14 protein-coding genes are annotated in these 18,119 nt (G+C 73.4%); 7 read left to right on the top strand and 7 right to left on the bottom strand.

The genetic code is table 11. The features are described 5' to 3' along the window. Positions 1-7: 7 nt before the first annotated feature. Complete coding sequence (locus Actob_RS29210) at positions 8-397, top strand: cobalamin biosynthesis protein (protein WP_284915052.1); 390 nt, start codon at positions 8-10, stop codon at positions 395-397. 176 nt (positions 398-573) lie between these two features. On the opposite strand, the gene Actob_RS29205 is transcribed toward Actob_RS29210, so the two are convergent. The 3 genes from Actob_RS29205 to Actob_RS29195 all read right to left on the bottom strand — a co-directional run bounded on the left by Actob_RS29205 (position 574) and on the right by Actob_RS29195 (position 7,391). After that, positions 574-2,049 carry a glutamate--cysteine ligase family protein gene (locus tag Actob_RS29205; protein ID WP_284915051.1) on the bottom strand — a complete coding sequence of 492 codons (1,476 nt, stop codon included), beginning with the start codon at positions 2,047-2,049 and terminating at the stop codon, positions 574-576. A gap of 187 nt (positions 2,050-2,236) precedes the next feature. Next, a complete protein-coding gene (locus tag Actob_RS29200) occupies positions 2,237-2,758 on the bottom strand; it encodes a hypothetical protein (protein WP_284915050.1) in 522 nt (173 codons plus the stop codon). A gap of 3,895 nt (positions 2,759-6,653) precedes the next feature. Further along, complete coding sequence (locus tag Actob_RS29195) at positions 6,654-7,391, bottom strand: ATP-binding protein (RefSeq protein ID WP_284915049.1); 738 nt, start codon at positions 7,389-7,391, stop codon at positions 6,654-6,656. 145 nt (positions 7,392-7,536) lie between these two features. Here Actob_RS29195 and secA2 point away from each other — a divergent pair, with 145 nt between their 5' ends. The 5 genes from secA2 (at position 7,537) to Actob_RS29170 (ending at position 12,870) form a co-directional block, all read left to right on the top strand. Continuing rightward, positions 7,537-9,828, top strand: coding sequence for an accessory Sec system translocase SecA2 (secA2, locus tag Actob_RS29190; protein ID WP_284915048.1), 2,292 nt, complete (start codon positions 7,537-7,539; stop codon positions 9,826-9,828). 424 nt (positions 9,829-10,252) lie between these two features. Then, positions 10,253-10,711 (top strand): winged helix-turn-helix domain-containing protein, encoded by a 459-nt coding sequence (locus tag Actob_RS29185; RefSeq protein WP_407653407.1) that lies wholly within the window; start codon positions 10,253-10,255, stop codon positions 10,709-10,711. Positions 10,712-10,714: 3 nt separating this feature from the next. Continuing rightward, complete coding sequence (locus tag Actob_RS29180; protein WP_284915046.1) at positions 10,715-11,347, top strand: nucleoside/nucleotide kinase family protein; 633 nt, start codon at positions 10,715-10,717, stop codon at positions 11,345-11,347. 177 nt (positions 11,348-11,524) lie between these two features. After that, on the top strand, positions 11,525-11,947 hold the full coding sequence (locus Actob_RS29175; protein WP_284915045.1) for a TraR/DksA family transcriptional regulator: 423 nt from the start codon (positions 11,525-11,527) through the stop codon (positions 11,945-11,947). A 50-nt stretch (positions 11,948-11,997) separates the two neighbouring features. Further along, positions 11,998-12,870: a DUF72 domain-containing protein gene (locus tag Actob_RS29170; RefSeq protein ID WP_284915044.1), complete on the top strand. Its 873-nt coding sequence runs from the start codon at positions 11,998-12,000 to the stop codon at positions 12,868-12,870. On the opposite strand, the gene Actob_RS29165 is transcribed toward Actob_RS29170, so the two are convergent. Then, positions 12,845-13,585, bottom strand: a complete 741-nt coding sequence (locus Actob_RS29165; protein ID WP_284915043.1) for a DUF72 domain-containing protein — start codon at positions 13,583-13,585, stop codon at positions 12,845-12,847. The two genes, Actob_RS29170 and Actob_RS29165, sit on opposite strands and share 26 nt — an antisense overlap. Before the next feature lie 58 nt (positions 13,586-13,643). Here Actob_RS29165 and Actob_RS29160 point away from each other — a divergent pair, with 58 nt between their 5' ends. Next, on the top strand, positions 13,644-13,826 hold the full coding sequence (locus tag Actob_RS29160; RefSeq protein ID WP_284915042.1) for a hypothetical protein: 183 nt from the start codon (positions 13,644-13,646) through the stop codon (positions 13,824-13,826). Here Actob_RS29160 and Actob_RS29155 read toward each other — a convergent pair. From Actob_RS29155 to Actob_RS29145, 3 genes are read right to left on the bottom strand one after another with little or no spacing between them, the layout of a single operon-like run. Next, complete coding sequence (locus Actob_RS29155; protein WP_284915041.1) at positions 13,823-14,527, bottom strand: hypothetical protein; 705 nt, start codon at positions 14,525-14,527, stop codon at positions 13,823-13,825. The genes Actob_RS29160 and Actob_RS29155 overlap by 4 nt on opposite strands. Beyond that, the gene (locus tag Actob_RS29150; RefSeq protein ID WP_284915040.1) at positions 14,524-17,175 is read right to left on the bottom strand and encodes an FtsK/SpoIIIE domain-containing protein; all 2,652 of its coding nucleotides are present in this window, start codon (positions 17,173-17,175) and stop codon (positions 14,524-14,526) included. Before Actob_RS29150 ends, Actob_RS29155 begins: the two co-directional genes overlap by 4 nt. Before the next feature lie 39 nt (positions 17,176-17,214). Next, a complete protein-coding gene (locus Actob_RS29145; RefSeq protein ID WP_284915039.1) occupies positions 17,215-18,117 on the bottom strand; it encodes a hypothetical protein in 903 nt (300 codons plus the stop codon). Positions 18,118-18,119: the final 2 nt, after the last annotated feature.

Here is an 18,119-nt window from a genome sequence, read left to right as displayed (position 1 = left end):
GTGCGGCGTGATCGCGGTCGGGATCGGGGCTCGGGCCGGGACCGGGGTGGCCGAGCTGGCGACGGCGGTGGCGGCGGCGCTGGCCGAGGCGGGGCTGGAGGTGCTGGACGGGACGGTGCTGGCGACCCTGGACCGGCGGGCCGCCGAGCCGGGGGTCCGGGAGTTGAGCAGGGTGCTGGGGTGGCGGCTGGTCGCGTTCGGCGCGGGCGAGCTGGCCGGGCAGGCGGTGCCGGGGCCGAGCCGGGTGGTGGCGGCGGTGGTCGGCACGCCGAGTGTGGCGGAGGCGGCGGCACTGCTCGCGGCGGGGACGGCGGCGGAACTGGTGCTGCCCAAGCGGGTGCGCGGCGGCGTGACGGTGGCGATCGCGCGCGGCGGCCCGCGGGCGGAGCCGGGCTGAGCCGCGGGGGACCTGCCCGGACGGGAGGATGCGGGACGGCCATGGCCCCGGGGCCGGGTTGGGGGTGACCGGGACCAGCGGCGACCGCCCGGCGGTCGCCGGACGGTCGCCAGCCCGGACATGATCGCGGGTAGCCACGGGGAGGTGGCGCGGGCGTATCGAATCCGGATTCTGATCTAGGAAACCTCCCACTCGTGCACCGGGACGTTCTCGTGCATCAGCGGCAGATAGCGGCGCATCATCTCGTGCAGTGCGCGCTGCCTGTCCATCCCCTTCTTCTCCAGCTCGTGCAGGGTGTCCACCTGCCAGGACGCGCCGTTCTGCTGGCGCAGGCAGCGCTGCTCGACGATGCCGAGCAGCCTGTCGCGCTGGGCCGGCGACACGCCCCACCTGTCGAGGCCGTCGGCGGCCTGCGGCAGCAGGCGGCGCAGGACCAGCTCGGTCACCGGGACGGTGCCGACGCCCGGCCAGAAGACGCTGGCGTCGATGCCGTGCCGGGCGCAGGTGTGGAAGTTCTCCTCGGCGGCGCGGAAGCTCAGCTGGGTCCAGATCGGACGGTCGGCCTCGGCGACGCTGCGGGCCAGGCCGTAGTAGAACGCCCCGTTGGCGATGGTGTCGGCGACCGTCGGGCCGGCCGGCATCACCCGGTTCTCCACGCGCAGGTGCGGGCGGCCGTTGACGACCGCGTAGATCGGGCGGTTCCAGCGGTAGACCGTCCCGTTGTGCAGGCGCAGCTCGCTGAGCGCCGGGATCTCGCCGCGCTCCAGCAGGTCCGCCGGATCGTCCTCGTCGCAGATCGGCAGCAACGCCGGGAAGTAGCGGACGTTCTCCTCGAACAGGTCGAAGACGCTGGTGATCCAGCGCTCGCCGAACCACACCCGGGGGCGTACGCCCTGGGCCCTGATCTCCTCCGACCGGGTGTCGGTGGCCTGCTCGAACAGCGGGATCCGGGTCTCCCGCCACAGTTCCCGGCCGAACAGCAGCGGCGAGTTCGCGCCCAGCGCCACCTGGATCCCGGAGATCACCTGGGAGGCGTTCCAGTACGCCGCGAACTGCGCCGGACTGACCTGCAGGTGGAACTGGGTGCTGGTGCACGCCGCCTCCGGCGCGATGCTGTCGGTGGTGACCGCCAGCCGGTCCACGCCGTCGATGCGGATGTCCAGGTCCTCGCCGCGGGCCGCGAAGATCTGCTCGTTGAGCAGGCTGTAGCGGGGGTTCACGGTGAGCGCCGCGCCGGTCAGGTGCTCGCGGCGCAGGGTGGGCAGGATGCCGACGGTGACCATGTGCACGCCGACGGTCCGGGCCTTGTGCTCGGCGTGGTTCAGGCTGGCCCGCAGGCCCTTCTCCAGGTCGGCGTAGTCGTCACCGGCCAGCCGCCGGGGTGGCAGGTTGATCTCGATGTTGAACTGGCCGAGTTCGGTCTGGAAGTCCGGGTCGGCGATCGCGCCGAGCACCTCGGCGTTGCGCATCACCGGATCGGCGTTGTCGTCGATCAGGTTGAGCTCGATCTCCATGCCGGTCATCGGCCGCTCGAACTCGAAGCGGGACTCCCGCAGCATCGTGGCGAACACGTCCAGGCTGCGGCGGATCTTCTGCCGGTACCGGGACCGGTCCTCTCGGGAAAACTGGGTCTGTTCGACTTTCTCGCCCACCAGGCACCACCTTCCGAGCTGTCAGCGCGGAGGGGAAACGGGCATCGTCGCAGCGGTCCCCCCGGAACCATGATTACCGCTGTCTATGCCTGTTCTCGACTCGGCGGGGCAGCATTGGCGGGTGATGGCGAACGGTGCGTCGAACATGGACGCATCGTTACCCGGTCCTCGCGATCTTTACGCGGGCTCAGCGGAAGAGCGCGGCCAGGACCACGCCGGCGACGACCAGTCCGGCGGCGGCCTGCAGCAGCATCGCCGGGCCCAGGTGCGACCAGCGGGTCGGGATACGCGGGGTGAGCGGCTGCATCGTCGTCAGGTTCACCACCTGCAGCAACTTGACCGGCAGGGTCCGGTCGCGCTGCGGCTCGGTGCGCACCTGCACCAGGTCGCCGCGGTGCAGCGCGGACTGCGGCAGCTGCCCGTGCATCTCGATCTCGTAGGTCTGGCCGAGATCGTCGCGCAGCCGGACCGGGGTGACCAGGAACTCCGGGCCCTTGCGCAGGTCCTTGAGGCTGCGCCGGGCCGGTCTCATCCGGAGCAGCGAGGCGACCAGCTGGGCGATCCCGGCCGCGAGGAACACGAAGATCGCCAACAGCCGCCCGACGCTCACCTCCCGGGTGTACGACGCCTGGTAGCCGATGAACCGGCCGGTGATGATCGGACTGACGTGCCGGAGGATCCGCTCGCGATGCAGCTCAGTGTCGTCCATGGGGGGTCACCTCCTGGATGTCCTTCAATGTTACGGAGCGAACCCGGCCGCGCACCGTGAGTGAATCGTGAAATTTTGATCTTCTTCTCCTTACCAACCGGTGACGGGCGCCGCGCCCGATACCGGGCAATTCCCGCCGGTAACCCACCGATCTGCGGAAACCCGCCCTCCGGGGGTACCCGCCAGGGTGAACTGGACGACGGGTCGTGCGAAATCTCGCGCGGACGGGGGGCGGAGACCAGTGGCACCGACGAACTACGTCAAACCGGAGAGCGTCCTGGCGCGCACCGCGCGGGAGATGCTCGAGGCACACGCCGGTGGCGAGGGTCCCCGCGAAGGCCTCACCCACTGCCCGGTCTGCGGGGAGGAGCTGCCCTGCCGCTCCGGCCAGGCGGCCGCCGAGGTCCTCGCGGCAGCGGGCCTCGCCGAGGCCTCCGGTCTGATCGCGGCCACCCGCCCGGCTTTCGTCCCGCCCGGTACCCTCGCGCCGCCCGGCATCGGGTCCGCCTGGCCACCGGGCCCCGGCGACAGTCCGGGCGGTCCGCCCGCGAGATCGACAGCTGAGGGTACGTCCTGGGCCGGCGATCCGCTGACCGGGCCGCTGCCCGGCACCCCGGCGTCGTCCGGGAAGCCGGTCGCCGGGCACCAGCATCCGCTCGGGCCCGGACCGGGACTGTCGCACGCCGGGCCGAGCGCTTCCGCGGGCCGCCAATCCGCGGGGAAGGCCGGCCCGCTCTCGTCGGAGCTGCCCGGCTGGGCCACCGAGCCGACCGGGACGCACCAGCGGCCGCCGGCGGCCGGGGAGTCGTGGTCGGAGTCGCGGCTCGGCGGGTTGCCCCGGGCGAACGTGGGACCCGGGGCGGCCGCCGGTGGACCGGTGGGCAACGCCGGGCCGGGCGGCACCGCCGGCCGGATCGTCAGCAACGCGGGGTCGGGGTTTCTTTCGCAGAGCGTGAGCAACGGTACGAATGGTGCGCCTGACGTCGGCGGACTGCCGCCGGCCGGCTCCGGGGCGGGCTTGGGCGGTGGGCGGCACGGGAGCCCGGGTGGGGACGCCGGGACGAACCAACCGTCGCCGGGAAGCGGCACGGGCGAGACGGCCCCGGGTGGGTCGCCGCCGCGGGCCTGGCCACCCGGGAACGGGCCGGCGGGCGGCGGTGAGAAGCGGAGCGAGGGGGCGCATGCGGCGTCGTCCTCGCCCGACGTTTCCGGGGAACGGCCGGGCGGGCCGGAGGGGGCCGGTGGGCTCTTGAAGGCTTGGCCGCCCGCGGCTGCCGGAGAGGGGCCGTCGGCCGGACCGGGGTCCGGGTTGCCGGGGCCGGCGGTGTCCGGGCCGGCCGGGTCCGGCACGCCGGGGGCCGGGTTGTCGGGGCCGGTGGTGTCCGGGCCGGCGGGGTCCGGCACGCCGGGGGCCGGGTTGTCGGAACGGGTGGGCGAAGCCGGTGGTGGGCTGACGGCTTGGCCGCCCGCTGGAGACGCTGAGCAGGTCGCCGGTTCTGGGGGACCGGGGCCGAGCGTCGTTGGCTCCGGGCCGATCTCCGGTGTCGCTGTAGGGCTCGCTGGTAGCGGGGACGCGGCCGGTAGTGGGCTACGGCCCTGGCCGCCGGCCGCCGCGGCTGGCGCTGAAGCGGTCAAGGGCGCGGCTGATGCCGGCGTCCGCCCGTGGCCGCCGACGGGGGACGAGGCGGCTTCAGGTGGACTGCGTCCCTGGCCGCCGGTGGAGAGTGGGCCGGGCTCCGGCCTGGCCAGGACAACGCCTGGTGACAGCGGCGGTCCCGGCGGGCTGGGTTCGCTCGCTGAGCCGATGGGTGGGCCAGGAGCGGCCGGGGGCCAGGGGACATCCGGGCTTGCCGGACCAGGGGACGTCGCCGGGTTGGCGGGGACGGCTGAGCCGGGGAACGGCGCGCCGGCGGCCGGGTCGATGTCCGGCGTTCCGCCGTGGGCCACGGCCGCTCCGGCGGAGCCTCCGGTGAACCAGAACTGGCCGGCCCCGGGACTCGCCGCCATGCCGGCGCCGGGATCCGCCGCCATGCCGGCCCCGGGATCCGCAGCCGTGCCAGCCCCGGAGTCCGTCGCCATGCCGGCGCCGGGATCCGTCGCCATGCCGGCGCTGGGCGTCTCGGTGCCGCCGGCGGGTGTTCCCGGTGAGGGAGTGCCGCCGCAGTGGGCCGCTCCGGGCGGTCAGCCGATCGCTGAGGGGGCGCCGGTCGCGGCACCGTCCTACAGCCAGCAGAACAGTCCGCTGGACGCACCACGGTTCACCCGGTCCGCTCGGCCGCTCGGCCTCCCGGGGGCAGGTGGTCCAGTGCCGATGATGCCGCCCGCCGCCGAGGGCTCGGGCCCGACGGGTCACCCGGGAATGCCGGTGGGTCAGCCGGGCGCGGGTGCCCCGACGGGCCAGCCAGGCATGCCGCTGGGTCAGCCGGGTGCACAAGGTGCCCCGATGGGCCAGCCGGGCGGGCAAGGCGTGCCGATGGGTCAGCCGGCCGGGCCGGTGGGCCAGCCGGGTATGCCCGGCATGAACCCGGCGGCGCAGCTTGGTGGGGCCGGCCAGGGGCAGCCGGGCGCCTCGGCGATGGCGGGGGCGGCTACCGGTGGAGACTTCCTGCCGTCCGCTGCCGCGGTGACCGGACAGTCGCCGACAGGCCAGCACACTCCGCCGCTGGCGACTGCTGGCGCGGCTCACCCGGGCTTGCAGCCGCCGGACACGGGTCAGGCGGGGCCGGGTTTGCAGCCGCCGGACACGGGTCGGGGACGGCCGGGTTTGCAAGCTCCGGACATGGGCCAGGCGCGGCCCGGTCTCCAGGCTCCGGACATGGGTCAGGGGCGGCCGGGTTTGCAGGCTCCGGACATGGGTCAGGGGCGGCCGGGTTTGCAGGCTCCGGACATGGGTCAGGGGCGGCCGGGTTTGCAGGCTCCGGACATGGGTCAGGCGAGGCCCGGCCTTCAGGCTCCGGACATGGGACAGCACAATCCGGCGTCCGAGGCTCGTCCGGGTCTCCGAGCGCCCGACCTGGGGCAGCAGCAGAACCAAGGGACCTCTCCGGCCGCGACCCGACCCGGGCTGCAGCCGCCGGACATGGGACAGCACAACCCACCCGCGCCTGGCCCCGGCATCATCCGGCCCGGCCTTCAGGCGCCCGACATGGGACAACACGGCTCGGCCGGTCCGGCAACCCATCCCGGCCCGAGCCTGGCAGCAGGGCTCGGAGCCGGACCGGGGGCCGGCGGGGGAGCCCCGGCAGGTTCCGGACCGGGAGCCCCGGCGGGTACGGGAAACCCGGCAGGGGAAACCTCCGGCGCGCCGGTGGACGAGACGAGTGCGCCGTCCGGCCTGCCCGGGCGTGGCGCGGCTCGTCCGGCTGCCCGCCCGGCGTCACCTCCGGCCGAGGACGGCCCGGAGGACCCGTCGAGCGCCCCGAGCGGCCTGCCACGCCGTCAGTGAGTCCGGATCGCGGCGCGGTCGTCATACGCCGCGGGTGGGCCTGGACCTGATCGGCCCGGCCGGCCGGCGCCACCTGGCGGTGCCGGTGGGAGCGGACCGGATCAGCCCGGCGGTCGCCGGGCGGTCCGGTGCTCGGCGGCGGTCGCGCTCAGCCACGGGACCGGTCGTCTGCGCCTGTCTCGATACCAGACCGTACAAAATGCGCGAACCGGAAGTCGGCCGACTACGCCGCGGCAGCGAGGTCGGTTGCGCGGCCGTGCGGAGAAGCGAACCGGCCGGAGAAGCGAGCCGTGCGGAGAAGCGAGCCGGCCGGAGAAGCGAGCCGGCCGGAGCGGAGAGCCGGTTGAACTGGCGAGTCGGCCGGAGCGGAGAGCCGGTTGAACTGGCGAGCCGGTTGGGGCGGCGAGCCGTTGGGGCGGCGGAGCGACCGGTCGAGCAGGGCGGGACCGGTCAGGTGAGGGCCGGGATCAGGTGGGTCCAGACGATTTTGCCGTCGGTGACGGGGAGGACTCCCCAGGCGGCGGAGAGTTCGCGGACCAGGCGGAGGCCGCGGCCGCCGGAGTCGGTGAGGGTCGGGTTCAGCTGGCGGGGCATGGCGCGGCTGCCGTCGCGGACCGCCATGGTGAGGCGGCCGTCGTGGACGGCCAGGGTGAACTCCATGGTGGTGTGGGCGTGCCGCACCACGTTGGCGACCAGCTCGGTGGCGATTAGCACGGCGGTGGCGGCGAACTCGGCGCGGTGCCAGCGGGCGCAGGCCGGGTCGACCAGCTGGCGGACCTGGCGGCAGGCTTCCGGTACCGGGCGCAGGCGGACCCGGAGGCGGTCCGGCGGGGGTTCGGCGCTCGCCTCGGCCAGGGCGGCGGCGCAGTCGTCGGCCATCGCGACGCCGGCGCAGTCCGGGGTGGCGGCCAGCGCGGCGGAGGTGTCCTGGTCGGCGCCGCAGACGACGATGGGTACGTTCGGGAATTCCGCGGTCTGGCAGAGCACCGAGCCGAACGTGCCGAACGCGATCGGGTCGGCCACCTCCAGCCGGGTCACGTCGAGCAGGAGCTTCACCGGCTGCCCGGCGAGGCTGCGGCGGACCGCGGCACCCAGCGCGTCGCCGGTGAGGCGGTCCAGGGTGCCGCTGACGGTCAGCACCGCCACCGGCAGGTCCCGTTCCGGCCGGCAGACCAGCTGGCTGGGCATGGGGTCCTCCTCGCCGGTGGGATCTCGTCACAGCAGGTGCCCGGCGCCCCGGGAGGGCAAACCACCGGACCGGGCGAATCTCGTCGGAGCGGCGCGCGGGAGTCCGGCCGATGGCTGTCAGCGAAATAAAGTACCGTTGCGCGCCATGGGTGTGTCGCAGCGATTCAAGAACCGATTCCGCAAGTTTTTGCAGCGCCCGGGCACGACTGTGGACCTCGGCCCGCTGTCGAAGCGCCTGGAGCCGATCGAGGCTCGTGAGGAGGCGCTCAAGGAGCTGGACGACGCGGCCCTGACCGACGCCGCGCGGGAAGCCTCCGACTATACCGAGATCTGCGCGATCGGCCGGGAGGCGGCGTTCCGGGCGATCGGCCAGCGGCCGTACGACGTCCAGCTGCTCGGCGCGATGGCGCTGCTCGACGGCCGGGTGGCCGAGATGGCCACCGGTGAGGGCAAGACGCTCACCGCCACCATCGCGGCCTACGGTCACACCCGCCTGGGCAACGGCCCGGTGCACGTGCTGACCGTGAACGACTACCTGGCCAAGCGCGACGCCGAGTGGATGGAGCCGATCTACACGCTGCTCGGCCTGACCGTCGGCTCGGTGACCGAGTCGATGACCCCGGAGGAGCGGCGCGAGGCGTACGCCGCCGACGTCACCTACGTGTCGGTCTCCGAGGCGGGCTTCGACTACCTGCGCGACCAGCTGGTCACCGACGTGGCCGACCGGGTGCAGCGTGACCTGGCCACCGCGATCGTGGACGAGGCCGACTCGATCCTGATCGACGAGGCCCGGGTGCCGATGGTGCTGGCCGGCTCGACCTCGACCGAGAGCGACCCGGTGCACGAGGCCGCCGAGCTGGTCAAGTCGCTGCGCCGGGGCAAGGACTACGAGGTGGCCGAGGACGGCCGCAGCGTGGCCTTCACCGAGGCCGGCCTGAAGAACGTCGAGGAGCAGCTCGGCGGCGTCGACCTGTACGCCGACGACCAGGTCGAGCACCTGTCCGCGGTGAACGTGGCGCTGCACGCGCACGCCCTGCTGCGCCGCGACGTGGACTACATCGTCCGCAACGGCGGGGTCGAGCTGATCGACGAGATGCGCGGCCGGGTGGCCCAGCGCCGCCGCTGGCCGGACGGGTTGCAGGCGGCCGTGGAGGCCAAGGAGGGGCTGTCCGCCACCGCCGAGGGCGAGGTGCTGGACACCATCACGGTGCAGGCGTACATCGCGCTCTACGCGACCGTCTGCGGGATGACCGCGACCGCCGTGCACGTCGGCGAGCAGCTGCGGGAGTACTTCAAGCTCGAGGTCGCGGTGGTCCCGCCGAACACCCCGAACATCCGCGAGGACGACCCGGACCGGATCTACTCGGCGCACGACACCCGGGACGAGGCGCTGGTCGAGGAAATCAAGATCGCGCACGACAAGGGCCGCCCGGTGCTGATCGGCACCCTCGACGTGCAGGCCTCCGAGACGCTCGCCGCGCAGCTGGCCAAGGCCGGCGTGCCGTGCAACGTGCTGAACGCGAAGAACGACGCCGAGGAGGCGGCGATCATCGCGGAGGCCGGCGCGGTCGGCGCGGTCACCGTCTCCACCCAGATGGCCGGCCGCGGTGTCGACATCCGGCTGGGCGGCAGCGACGAGGCCGACCGGGACCGGGTGGTCGAGCTCGGCGGGCTCTACGTGATCGGCGCGGGCCGGCACGACAGCCGCCGGGTCGACGACCAGCTGCGCGGCCGGGCCGGCCGGCAGGGCGACCCGGGCGCCTCGGTGTTCTTCGTCAGCCTGGAGGACGAGCTGGTCACCCGGCACGCCGGTGACATCCTGCCGGCCTCGCCGCGGATGGACATGGACGGCGTGGTGCACGACCCGCAGGTGGACTACGCGGTCGAGCACGCCCAGCGGGTCGCCGAGGGCGTCAACCACGAGATCCACCGCAACACCTGGCGGTACAGCGTGGTGATCGAGCAGCAGCGGCTGCTGCTGGCCGAGCGCCGGGAGCGGCTGCTCACCTCCGAGGTCGCCGCGATCATGCTGCTGGAGAAATCGCCGGAGAAGGCCAAGGAGACCGACGAGGACGTGCTCTCCGACTCGGCCCGGGCGATCGCGCTGTACCACCTGGACCGGCTCTGGGCCGACCACCTGGCGTACCTGTCCGAGGTGCGTGAGGGCGTGCACCTGCGGGCCCTGGGCAAGCTGGACCCGCTGGACGAGTTCCACAGGTCGGCGGTGCCGGCCTTCCAGGAGCTGCTGACGAAGGTGGAGGAGCGGACCATCGAGACGTTCGAGGAGGTCGACCTCAGCGACGGCTGGCAGCCGGAGCGGGCGGAGATCGTCCGGCCGAGCGCGACCTGGACGTACCTGGTGCACGACAACCCGTTCGGCTCCGAGCTGGACCGGTTGATCGCGGCCGTCGGCCGCCGCCTCACCTCGGGTGGCTGATTTCACTCGGGATTTTCGCAAGGGGACGCCACGGATTTCGTGGCGTCCCCTTCGTCATGTTCCGGCCCAGGTCAGCCGCGCGGCGTTCGGCAATGCTTAATGAGACTGACAGAAATCGTTCCCGGAATGAATTCGTGTTACCGGGAACAATATGGAACATCTTTCTCACACTGTGGATGGCGACTTGACCCGCAAACCGGCGGACCGGAGATATCAGGCCCGCTTTTACGCACAACTGAGGGTTGTTCACGGTGGCGCCGATCATGCGCCGCGCCTCCCTCGGTGATCGGTCGTATTCGCTTGCCGCAGCAAATTCCTGGGGGTTCATTCAATGCCGGTCAGCGCATTGTCGCCGCGTGCCGATCGTCGTTCAGCCGGCCCGGGCCGCGGCTCGGCCAGCCGGCGTTCCGAACCGGCGCTGACCGTGACGCTCGCCATCCCGCTCACCGGGGACGCGGTGTCCCCACAGGCGCATCGGCTGCTGGCCGCGGTCCGCGAGCTGGTCGAGCTCAGCCGCGGCACGGTGACCGTCGAGGCGGCCGCGGTGCCCGAGCCGGAGCCCGAGCCGGTTCCCAGCGGCCCCGAGGTGCGGCTGCTCACCGGCTCCCGGCAGGTGCTGCTGGACGGTGAGCCGGTCCCGCTCACCCGCCTCGAGTTCGACCTGCTGCTCTACCTGGCCGAGCGGCCGCGCCGGGTGTTCAGCCGGGCCCAGCTGCTGGCCGGCGTGTGGGGTTACGAGCGGGCCGGGGAGCGCACCGTCGACGTGCACGTGCGGCGGCTGCGGCTCAAGCTGGGGGCCAGCGTGCCGGCCGTCACCACCGTCTACGGGGTGGGCTACCGGCTGGCCGACGACGCCCGGATCACGATCATGCCGCACGATTGAGGCATGCGCGTCACCCCGGTCTCCTTCGCCGTGCTGGTCGAAAATCTCGCCGACCGGCTGGCCAGTCGGGAATCCGACAGTAGGGTCCGGGTGGCAGTGGACGGCGCCGACGCCGCCGGCCCGGATCGGCTGGCAGCGGCCCTGATCGACCCGCTGCGCGTCCGTGGCCGCCCGGCGGTGCACATCGACACCAGGGACTTCTTGCGTCCGGCCTCGTTGCGTCTGGAGTTCGGGCGGGCCAATCCCGACTCGTTCTACACCGGCTGGTTCGACGAGGCCGGGCTGATCCGCGAGGTGCTCGACCCGGCCGGCCCCGGCGGCTCCGGGCGCATCGTCACCCGCCTCTGGAACGCGGCCACCGACCGGGCCGCCCGCGAGCCCTACCGCATGCTGCCGGCCGCCGCGATCGTGCTGGTCAGCGGCCCGCTGCTGCTCGGCGCCGGACTGCCCTTCGACTTCACCGTCCACCTTGCGCTCTCCGCCGCGGCCCTGGACCGGCGCACCGCCGCCGAGGATCGCTGGACCCTGCCCGCCTTCGCCCGGTATGTGGGAGAGATGGCTCCGCAGGAGTTCGCCGACGTGGTCGTCCGAGTGGATGATCCTCGCCATCCCGCGCTGGTCGTGGCGCCGGGGTGATCGTCGGCACAAGACCCGCTCGCCGAGTCCGTGGCGCAACTGACCACTGACAGTTATGCTCCGGTTACTTTTTCGCGGGGGCCCCGGTTTGGGACCTCCGGCGGTGGGTATCAGGCGGCTCCACACATCGAGCCACTCGCCCATCGGCTGGGGCTTAGGGAAGGGCAGGGGGACTACATGCTCGTCAACGGTGCTGTTGTAGCCGGTAAGGGCGCCAGCGCGGCGAAGGGGCGCTCGGCCGAGGAGCTGGAGCAGATCCGGGAGCTCCTGCGGACCCGGTTCGAGGAGCTCGACGCGGAGTATGAAGAGGCGGTCGCCCAGAGCCATCGGCTGCGGCTGGTCGAGATCGGCGACTCGGCCGGCGACGACCAGGCCGACAGCGGATCCAAGACGGCGGAGCGGGACGCCGCGGGCTCGCTGCTGCGCACCCTCCTCGACCGTCGCACCCAGGCGGAGTACGCGATGCAGCGGCTCGAGGACGGGACGTACGGCAACTGTGAGGGCTGCTCCAACCCGATCCCGGTGGAGCGCCTCGAGGTGTTCCCATCGGCCACCACGTGTGTCAACTGCAAGCAGGTCCGCGAGCGCCGGGCCAGCTGAGCCGTACCGGTGCTCGTTTCCGTGCGGGCGGAGGCGGGCACCGGTAAGCCATGGCGAGCATCCTGTTCGGGACCTGTGGATGGACCGACAAGACGTTGATCGCGTCGGGGTGGTACCCGTCGACCGCCGACAACCCGGAGAAGCGGCTGGCGTACTACGCGCGGCAGTTCCCCCTGGTCGAGGTCGACGCGACCTACTACGGCCCGCCCAACGAGCAGACCACGCGGCTCTGGGCACAGCGCACCCCCGACGACTTCACCTTCAACATCAAGGCGTTCAGCCTGCTGACCGGGCACCCGACCAAGGTGTCAGCGCTCTACAAGGACCTGCGGCCGGAGACGGACAAGAAGAACGTCTACCCGCAGGACCTGCCGCCGCAGACGTACGAGGAGGTCTGGACCCGGTTCCTCACCGCGTTGGACCCGCTCGCCGAGGCCGGCAAGCTCGGGGCCCTGCTCTTCCAGTTCCCGCCCTGGTTCGGGATCCGCAAGTCCAACAAGGAGTACCTGCTGGAGGTCGCGGCCCGGTGCAAGCCGCTGCGGCCGGTCTTCGAGTTCCGCAACGCCTCCTGGTTCGACGGCGGAAATCAGGACGAGACCCTGGACTTCCTGCGCCACCATCGGCTGCCGTTCGTCGCTGTCGACATGCCGCAGGGCTACAAGTCCTCGGTGCCTCCGGTGGTGACCGCGACCGCCGATCTGGCAGTCGTGCGTTTCCACGGGCATAGCGACAAGTGGACGAGTAAGGACATCCACGAGAAGTTCTACTATCGCTATTCCACGGAAGAACTTGCAGAGTGGGTGCCGAAACTGCGCGCGCTCGCCGGCGAGGCGAAGACCACGCACGTGTTGATGAACAATTGCTACGCCGATTATGCGCAGCGGAATGCTTCAACCTTCATTGACCTGCTGGGGGATGACTGACAGCGATCCCACGTCCTTCGGCGATCCGGGCAAACGCGTCCGCGTCGATCACCGCGGCGCCGCCCGGGTCGTTGTTGAAGTAGACGAAACCGTCCGGGCCCAGCCGGCCCAGCCAGGAGCGCAGCGCCGCGCTGCCGTACCGCGGCCACGGCCGGGCGGCGCCCTCGTGGAACCGCAGGTAGGCGAAGTCCGCCGTGCGCCACAGCGGGGTGACCGGCCGGCCCTTGCGGTCCGCCCAGCACAGCGCGGCGCCGTGCGCCCGCAGCAGCTTCTCGCAGTCCCCGGTGAACCAGCTGTCGTGCCGGGGCTCCACCGCCACCCGCACCCCGGCCGGGAACAGACTCAGCGTCTCGTCCAGCGCGGCCAGGTCGGCGCGCATGGTCGGCGGCAGCTGCAGCAGCACCGGCCCGAGCTTGTCGCCGAGTCCCGCCGCCCGGTCCAGGAACCGGGCCACCGGCTCGGCCGGCTCGCGCAGCCGCTTGATGTGCGTCAGATAGCGGCTCATCTTGACCGCCACGACGAACCCGTCGGGCGTCCGCTGCCGCCACTGCTCGAACGTGGTGCGCTCCGGCAGCCGGTAGAACGCGTTGTTCACCTCGACGGTGGCGTAGTGCCCGGCATAGTGCTCCAGCCAGAGCCGCTGCGGCAGCTTCTCCGGGTAGAGGCCACCGCGCCAGTCCTTGTACTGCCATCCGGACGTCCCGATCCACAACACTCTTCCCGGATACCCCGGAACGCTGGTTTTGTGCCGGCGGCCGGAGTAGAACGAAGGCATGACCGACGCGACCGACGAGCCGGACGCCCGCCTCGCACCGCCGGGCGAGCCGAGCGGCCCGGAATACGAAACCGGCGGCGATCTGGAGTACGACGAGGCCCACGGCGCCGGCGACCACCTGGACGTGCCGGCGGCCCTGGTCGAGGAGGCCGAGCGCCGCCGCACCCTGGCCCGGGGCTAAGCGCCGCCCCCGGCGTACTGCGTCGCGGTGAACAGCAGCATCGCCGTGACCAGCCCGGTCACCAGGATGGTGACCACCGTCGCGGTGTCCAGGCCGACCTTGCGCCGGTCCGCCACCAGTTTCGCCCCGACCACCGCGAGCACCGGGCAGGCCAGCAGCACCAGCAGGGCCACCACCGGGGCCGCCTGGTGCCAGTCACCGGCGGACGCCGCCCCGGCGTCCCGCAGCACCTGGTTCAGCAGCGCGCCGACGATGCCGCCGGCCAGCCCGAAGACGCCGAACAGCACCTTGACGCCGAAGGTGATCGGCCGGGCGGGCGGTGTCCACTTGACTCGTTTCTCCACCTCGGCGAGGTAGTCCCGGGCCGCCAGGTCGGACCGCTGCCGGGGGATGCTGGCCGGCGGGAGCTTGCCGAAACGTTCCGCCACCGGGCCGACGCGGTGCACGTACTCCGCCCACAGCCCGGCCGCCTGCGCGTCGACCTGCTCCAGGTCACGCTGCGCCTCGCGGACCGCCCGCTGGGCTGCCCGGGCCTGCTCCTCGGCGGCGGCCACCTGCCCGTCGGCGGCGGCGCGCTGCTCGGCGTGCCAGGCGATCGCCTCGGCCCGCAGGTCGGCGGCCCGCTGGTCGAGCGTGGTCAGCCGGCGCAGGACGGTGCGGTAGTCGGCCCGCTCGAAGTCGGCCGGTTGCAGTTCGCTCATGAGACACCGTACGGGATCATCACCTCGGCGCCCCGATGCACCGACCGGTCGAAGTGCAGGGCCCGCCAGGGCCGCGGATACCAGTTCGGCGCCCCGGCACCGGGGTAGTACGGCGCCAGCTCGCTGCCGTGCACGTCGAGAGCCACCCACGCGCCGATCGGGTCGGTGCGGGACCCCTGCCCGCCCAGCGTGTCGCGCAGCAGCCCGGCGCCACGCCACCAGCCCAGCACGTGCAGCCGCCGCTCCGGGCCCTGCCGCAGCACCGTCCGCAGCTGGTCCAGGGCCGCCTTGCCGCCGGGCAGCGCGTCGGCGGCGTAGAGCAGGATGAAGTGCGGGCGGTCGGCCGGCCACGCCGCGGTGGACTCGGCGGCGGCGTCCTCCAGCAGCCAGTCGACGTTCGACGCGTCGTACCAGCCGCAGTCCGGGATCCGGGCGTGCAGGGCCTCGGCGTACGACTGGGCGTCCTGGTCGAAGCAGGCGATCGAGAACCGGGCGCCGTCCCGCTGGAACTGCGCCGCCAGTGAGCGCCCGGCGGTGGCCAGCACCGCGCACGCCTCCTCCACCCGGGTGCCGAGCACCGCGAGGTTGCGCCCCGGCGCGCGGCGCAGCACGGTCCGCGCCGACCGGGACATCACGTCGATGGTCTCGCCGAGCAGCGCCACCGGGGCCGGCGAGTCCTCGGCCACCAGCGCCCGGAAGTCCGGGCTGTCGGCGAGCCGGGGCTGCACGTCGCCGTCGAAGAGCCGGGGCGGCAGCGCACCGGGCGGCAGCCGGCGCCACAGCCGGTGCTGCAGCGCGCCCCACTGCTCCCGGTCGCCGGCCGCCGGCACCCGGACGATCTGGTTGGCCTCGGCCGCGCCGGAGTCCGAGTTGACGACGGCGTGGTAGCGCGGCAGCGAGTCGGCGGCGCCGTTCTGCTCGGCCAGCACCCGGCGGGCCCGGGGCAGCGCGATCCGCAGGGTGAACTGGGCGACCAGCGCGGGCCGGCCCCACAGCGCCTCGATGCCGGAGATGTCCTGGCTGGCCAGGATCAGGTGGATGCCCTGCGAGCGGCCCCGGCGGGCCAGGTCCTCCAGCAGGTCGACGGCCTCGGTGGTGACCGCGTCCCGGCCGGCCAGCAGCACCTGGAACTCGTCGACCACCGCGACGATCCGCGGCCACACCCCGGTCGGGTCCTCGGCGCGCAGCTCGGCCAGGTTGGTCACCTCGTGCTGCTTGGCCGCGTCCGCCCGGCGGCGCAGCTCGGCGCCGAGGAACCGGAGCAGGGCCAGGCCGAACTCCCGGTCGGTGTTGACGTTCACCCCGACCAGCCGGACGTGTGGCAGCCAGCTCTGGTCCCGCCGGCCCGGCGCGAACCGGGCGAAGGACACCCCCTCCTTGAAGTCGAGCAGGTAGAACGCCAGCTCGGCGGGGGAGTAGCGGGCCGCCAGGGCGCCCATCCAGGCGTAGATCAGGTTGGTCTTGCCGGTCCCGGACGGCCCGGCGATCAACGCGTGCGGCGGATAGTCGCTGAGCGTCACCCGCACCCGGGTGCCCTGCGGGCTGTCGCCCAGCGGCGCGGTCAGCCCGGTCGCCGAACTCTCCCGCCACTCCTCGCCCGGATCCGGCAGCAGGCTGTCCAGGGCCACCGGGGCCGGACCGGCGGCGACCGCCTCGGCGATCTGCCGGCAGGTGGCGGTCAGCACCGCGGGGGGCGGGCCGGGATCAAGGCGTACCGGAAGGTCTCCCGCACTGCCGATCCGCGCCTGCTCGCCGGGCGCCGCCGTGACGAACTCGATCCCCGGGCCCGGCTCCACGGCCGGCCCGTGCACGATCAGGTGCACCCCGCAGGCCGCCCCGGTACGCAGCAGCCGGTCCAGCTGGACGCGCTCGTGCCGGTTCAGCTCGCCGACGCCGAGCAGCACCGCCACCCGCCACGGCTCCGGCCGCCGCTTGGTCGCCGCGTGCAGCTCGCGCAGCGACGAGTACTCCCCGGCCAGCACCGTCTCGTTGATCCGCCGGACGTGCTCGACCAGCTCGTCGAGCAGGGCGCCGAGCCCGCTCGGCGCGACGAGGGTGAGCACCCGCACCGGGGCCAGCGCGGCGAACCCGGCCAGCCCGCCACCGAGGTGCTCCGGGTCGTAGCCGATCACCCGTACGGTGCCCGGCGCGCTGCTGCCCAGCGCGCGCAGCAGCAGCCCGGCCACCACGTCGTCGCCCAGCCGCCGGTCGCCGCGGACCACCACGTGCCCGTGGTCGAGCAGCTCCACCAGGGCCGGCACCTCGGGCTGGCCGTCCGAGCCGGGCGCGGCGGGCAGCAGCAACTGCCCGACCCGCAGCTCGGCGGCGCGCGGCAACGGCGTCGCCTCGAACGAGTGCCACGGCTCGCCGGCAGCTCCCGGCGCGGCCCGGTCGGCGGCCCCGGCCGCCGCCCCGGAGAGCGCGCTCAGCTCGGTGTCGTGCCACTCGGTGATCGACTGGAGCCGCTTGTCCCGCGCCTCGGCCAGCTTGCGCCGCCGGCTGCCGGCCGCCGCGCTGATCCGGTCGAGGCGCGCGAGCGCCGCGTCCGCCTCCTCCTGGGCACGCCGGAGAGCGGTCTCCGCGGCTCCCAGCGCGTGTGACAGCCCGGCCCGGATCTCCATGACCTGCTGTTTGGTGGAATCAGCCATGACCCGCCGGCATCGTCGCAGTTGTCCAGCCCCGTGGCATCATCGGCGCTGCTCACCGGCCTCGGCGCGAGGCGGGCGCACCGGCTCCGGCGCGTCCGGGTCGAGCGCCTCGGCGTCCCGGCCCAGCCGGGCCAGCAGCACCCCGGTCAGCACGCTCGCGGTCACCGCGTTGTCCGCCGGATGCCCGGCCGGCCGGTGCCCCTGCTCCCGCGCCGGAACCCGGCAGATCCGGTCGATGAGCGTCTCCAGCACGGCCGGCGAGGTGCCCGGCAGCAGTGCCTTGACCCGGCTCTCGGCGGCGGTGCGCAGCCGTGGCACGTCCTCCGGCCGTGGTTCGTGCCCGAGCAGGTCGCCGGCCAGCCGATACAGCACCGGCGGGGTGACAGCGGCCAGGCCGAGGCCGGTCGACGCGGTCACCGAGTGCAGCTCCCGGCCGAGCCGGGCGCGGTCGCCGGCACGCACCCCGGCGGCCACCCGGCGGAGCAGCTCGGCGGTGTCCGCCTTGCCGGGACCGGGCGGTTTCTGATCGGTCGGCGCGGGCTCGCCGGTGAGCTGGGCGACGCGCTCCTGCCACCACGGACCGAGTTTCTCCACCGGTGGCTGCGCGCCCGGCTCGCCCGGCCGCTGCGACTCCGGCTCCGGGCGCAGCGCGGTGCGCCACTCCTGCCCCTGCGGCCGGCCCGGGTCACCGCCGAGCCCGAGCGCGGCCAGGTAGCTCTCGATCGCGTCCTCGGCGAGGCGCAGCGCGGCGGCGGCCCGCTCGGCGTGCTCGGTGGCGTTGCCGAGCTCGGGCACGCCCATCTTGTGCTCCGACGCCTCGCGCACCCAGTTCAAGATCTCGGTGGCGCTGCGAAGCTTTTCCAACGCGGCGATGACCAGGCCGTCGGGTAGCTCGTCGGAGGCGGCCCGGAGCCGGGCGCCGAGTTCCTGCAGCAGCGACATCG

It is taken from the genome of Actinoplanes oblitus (genome assembly GCF_030252345.1).
GTDB lineage: Bacteria > Actinomycetota > Actinomycetes > Mycobacteriales > Micromonosporaceae > Actinoplanes > Actinoplanes oblitus.
The sequence above is the reverse complement of the archived record's forward strand: the minus strand, read 5'-3'. Positions and strand labels throughout refer to the sequence as shown.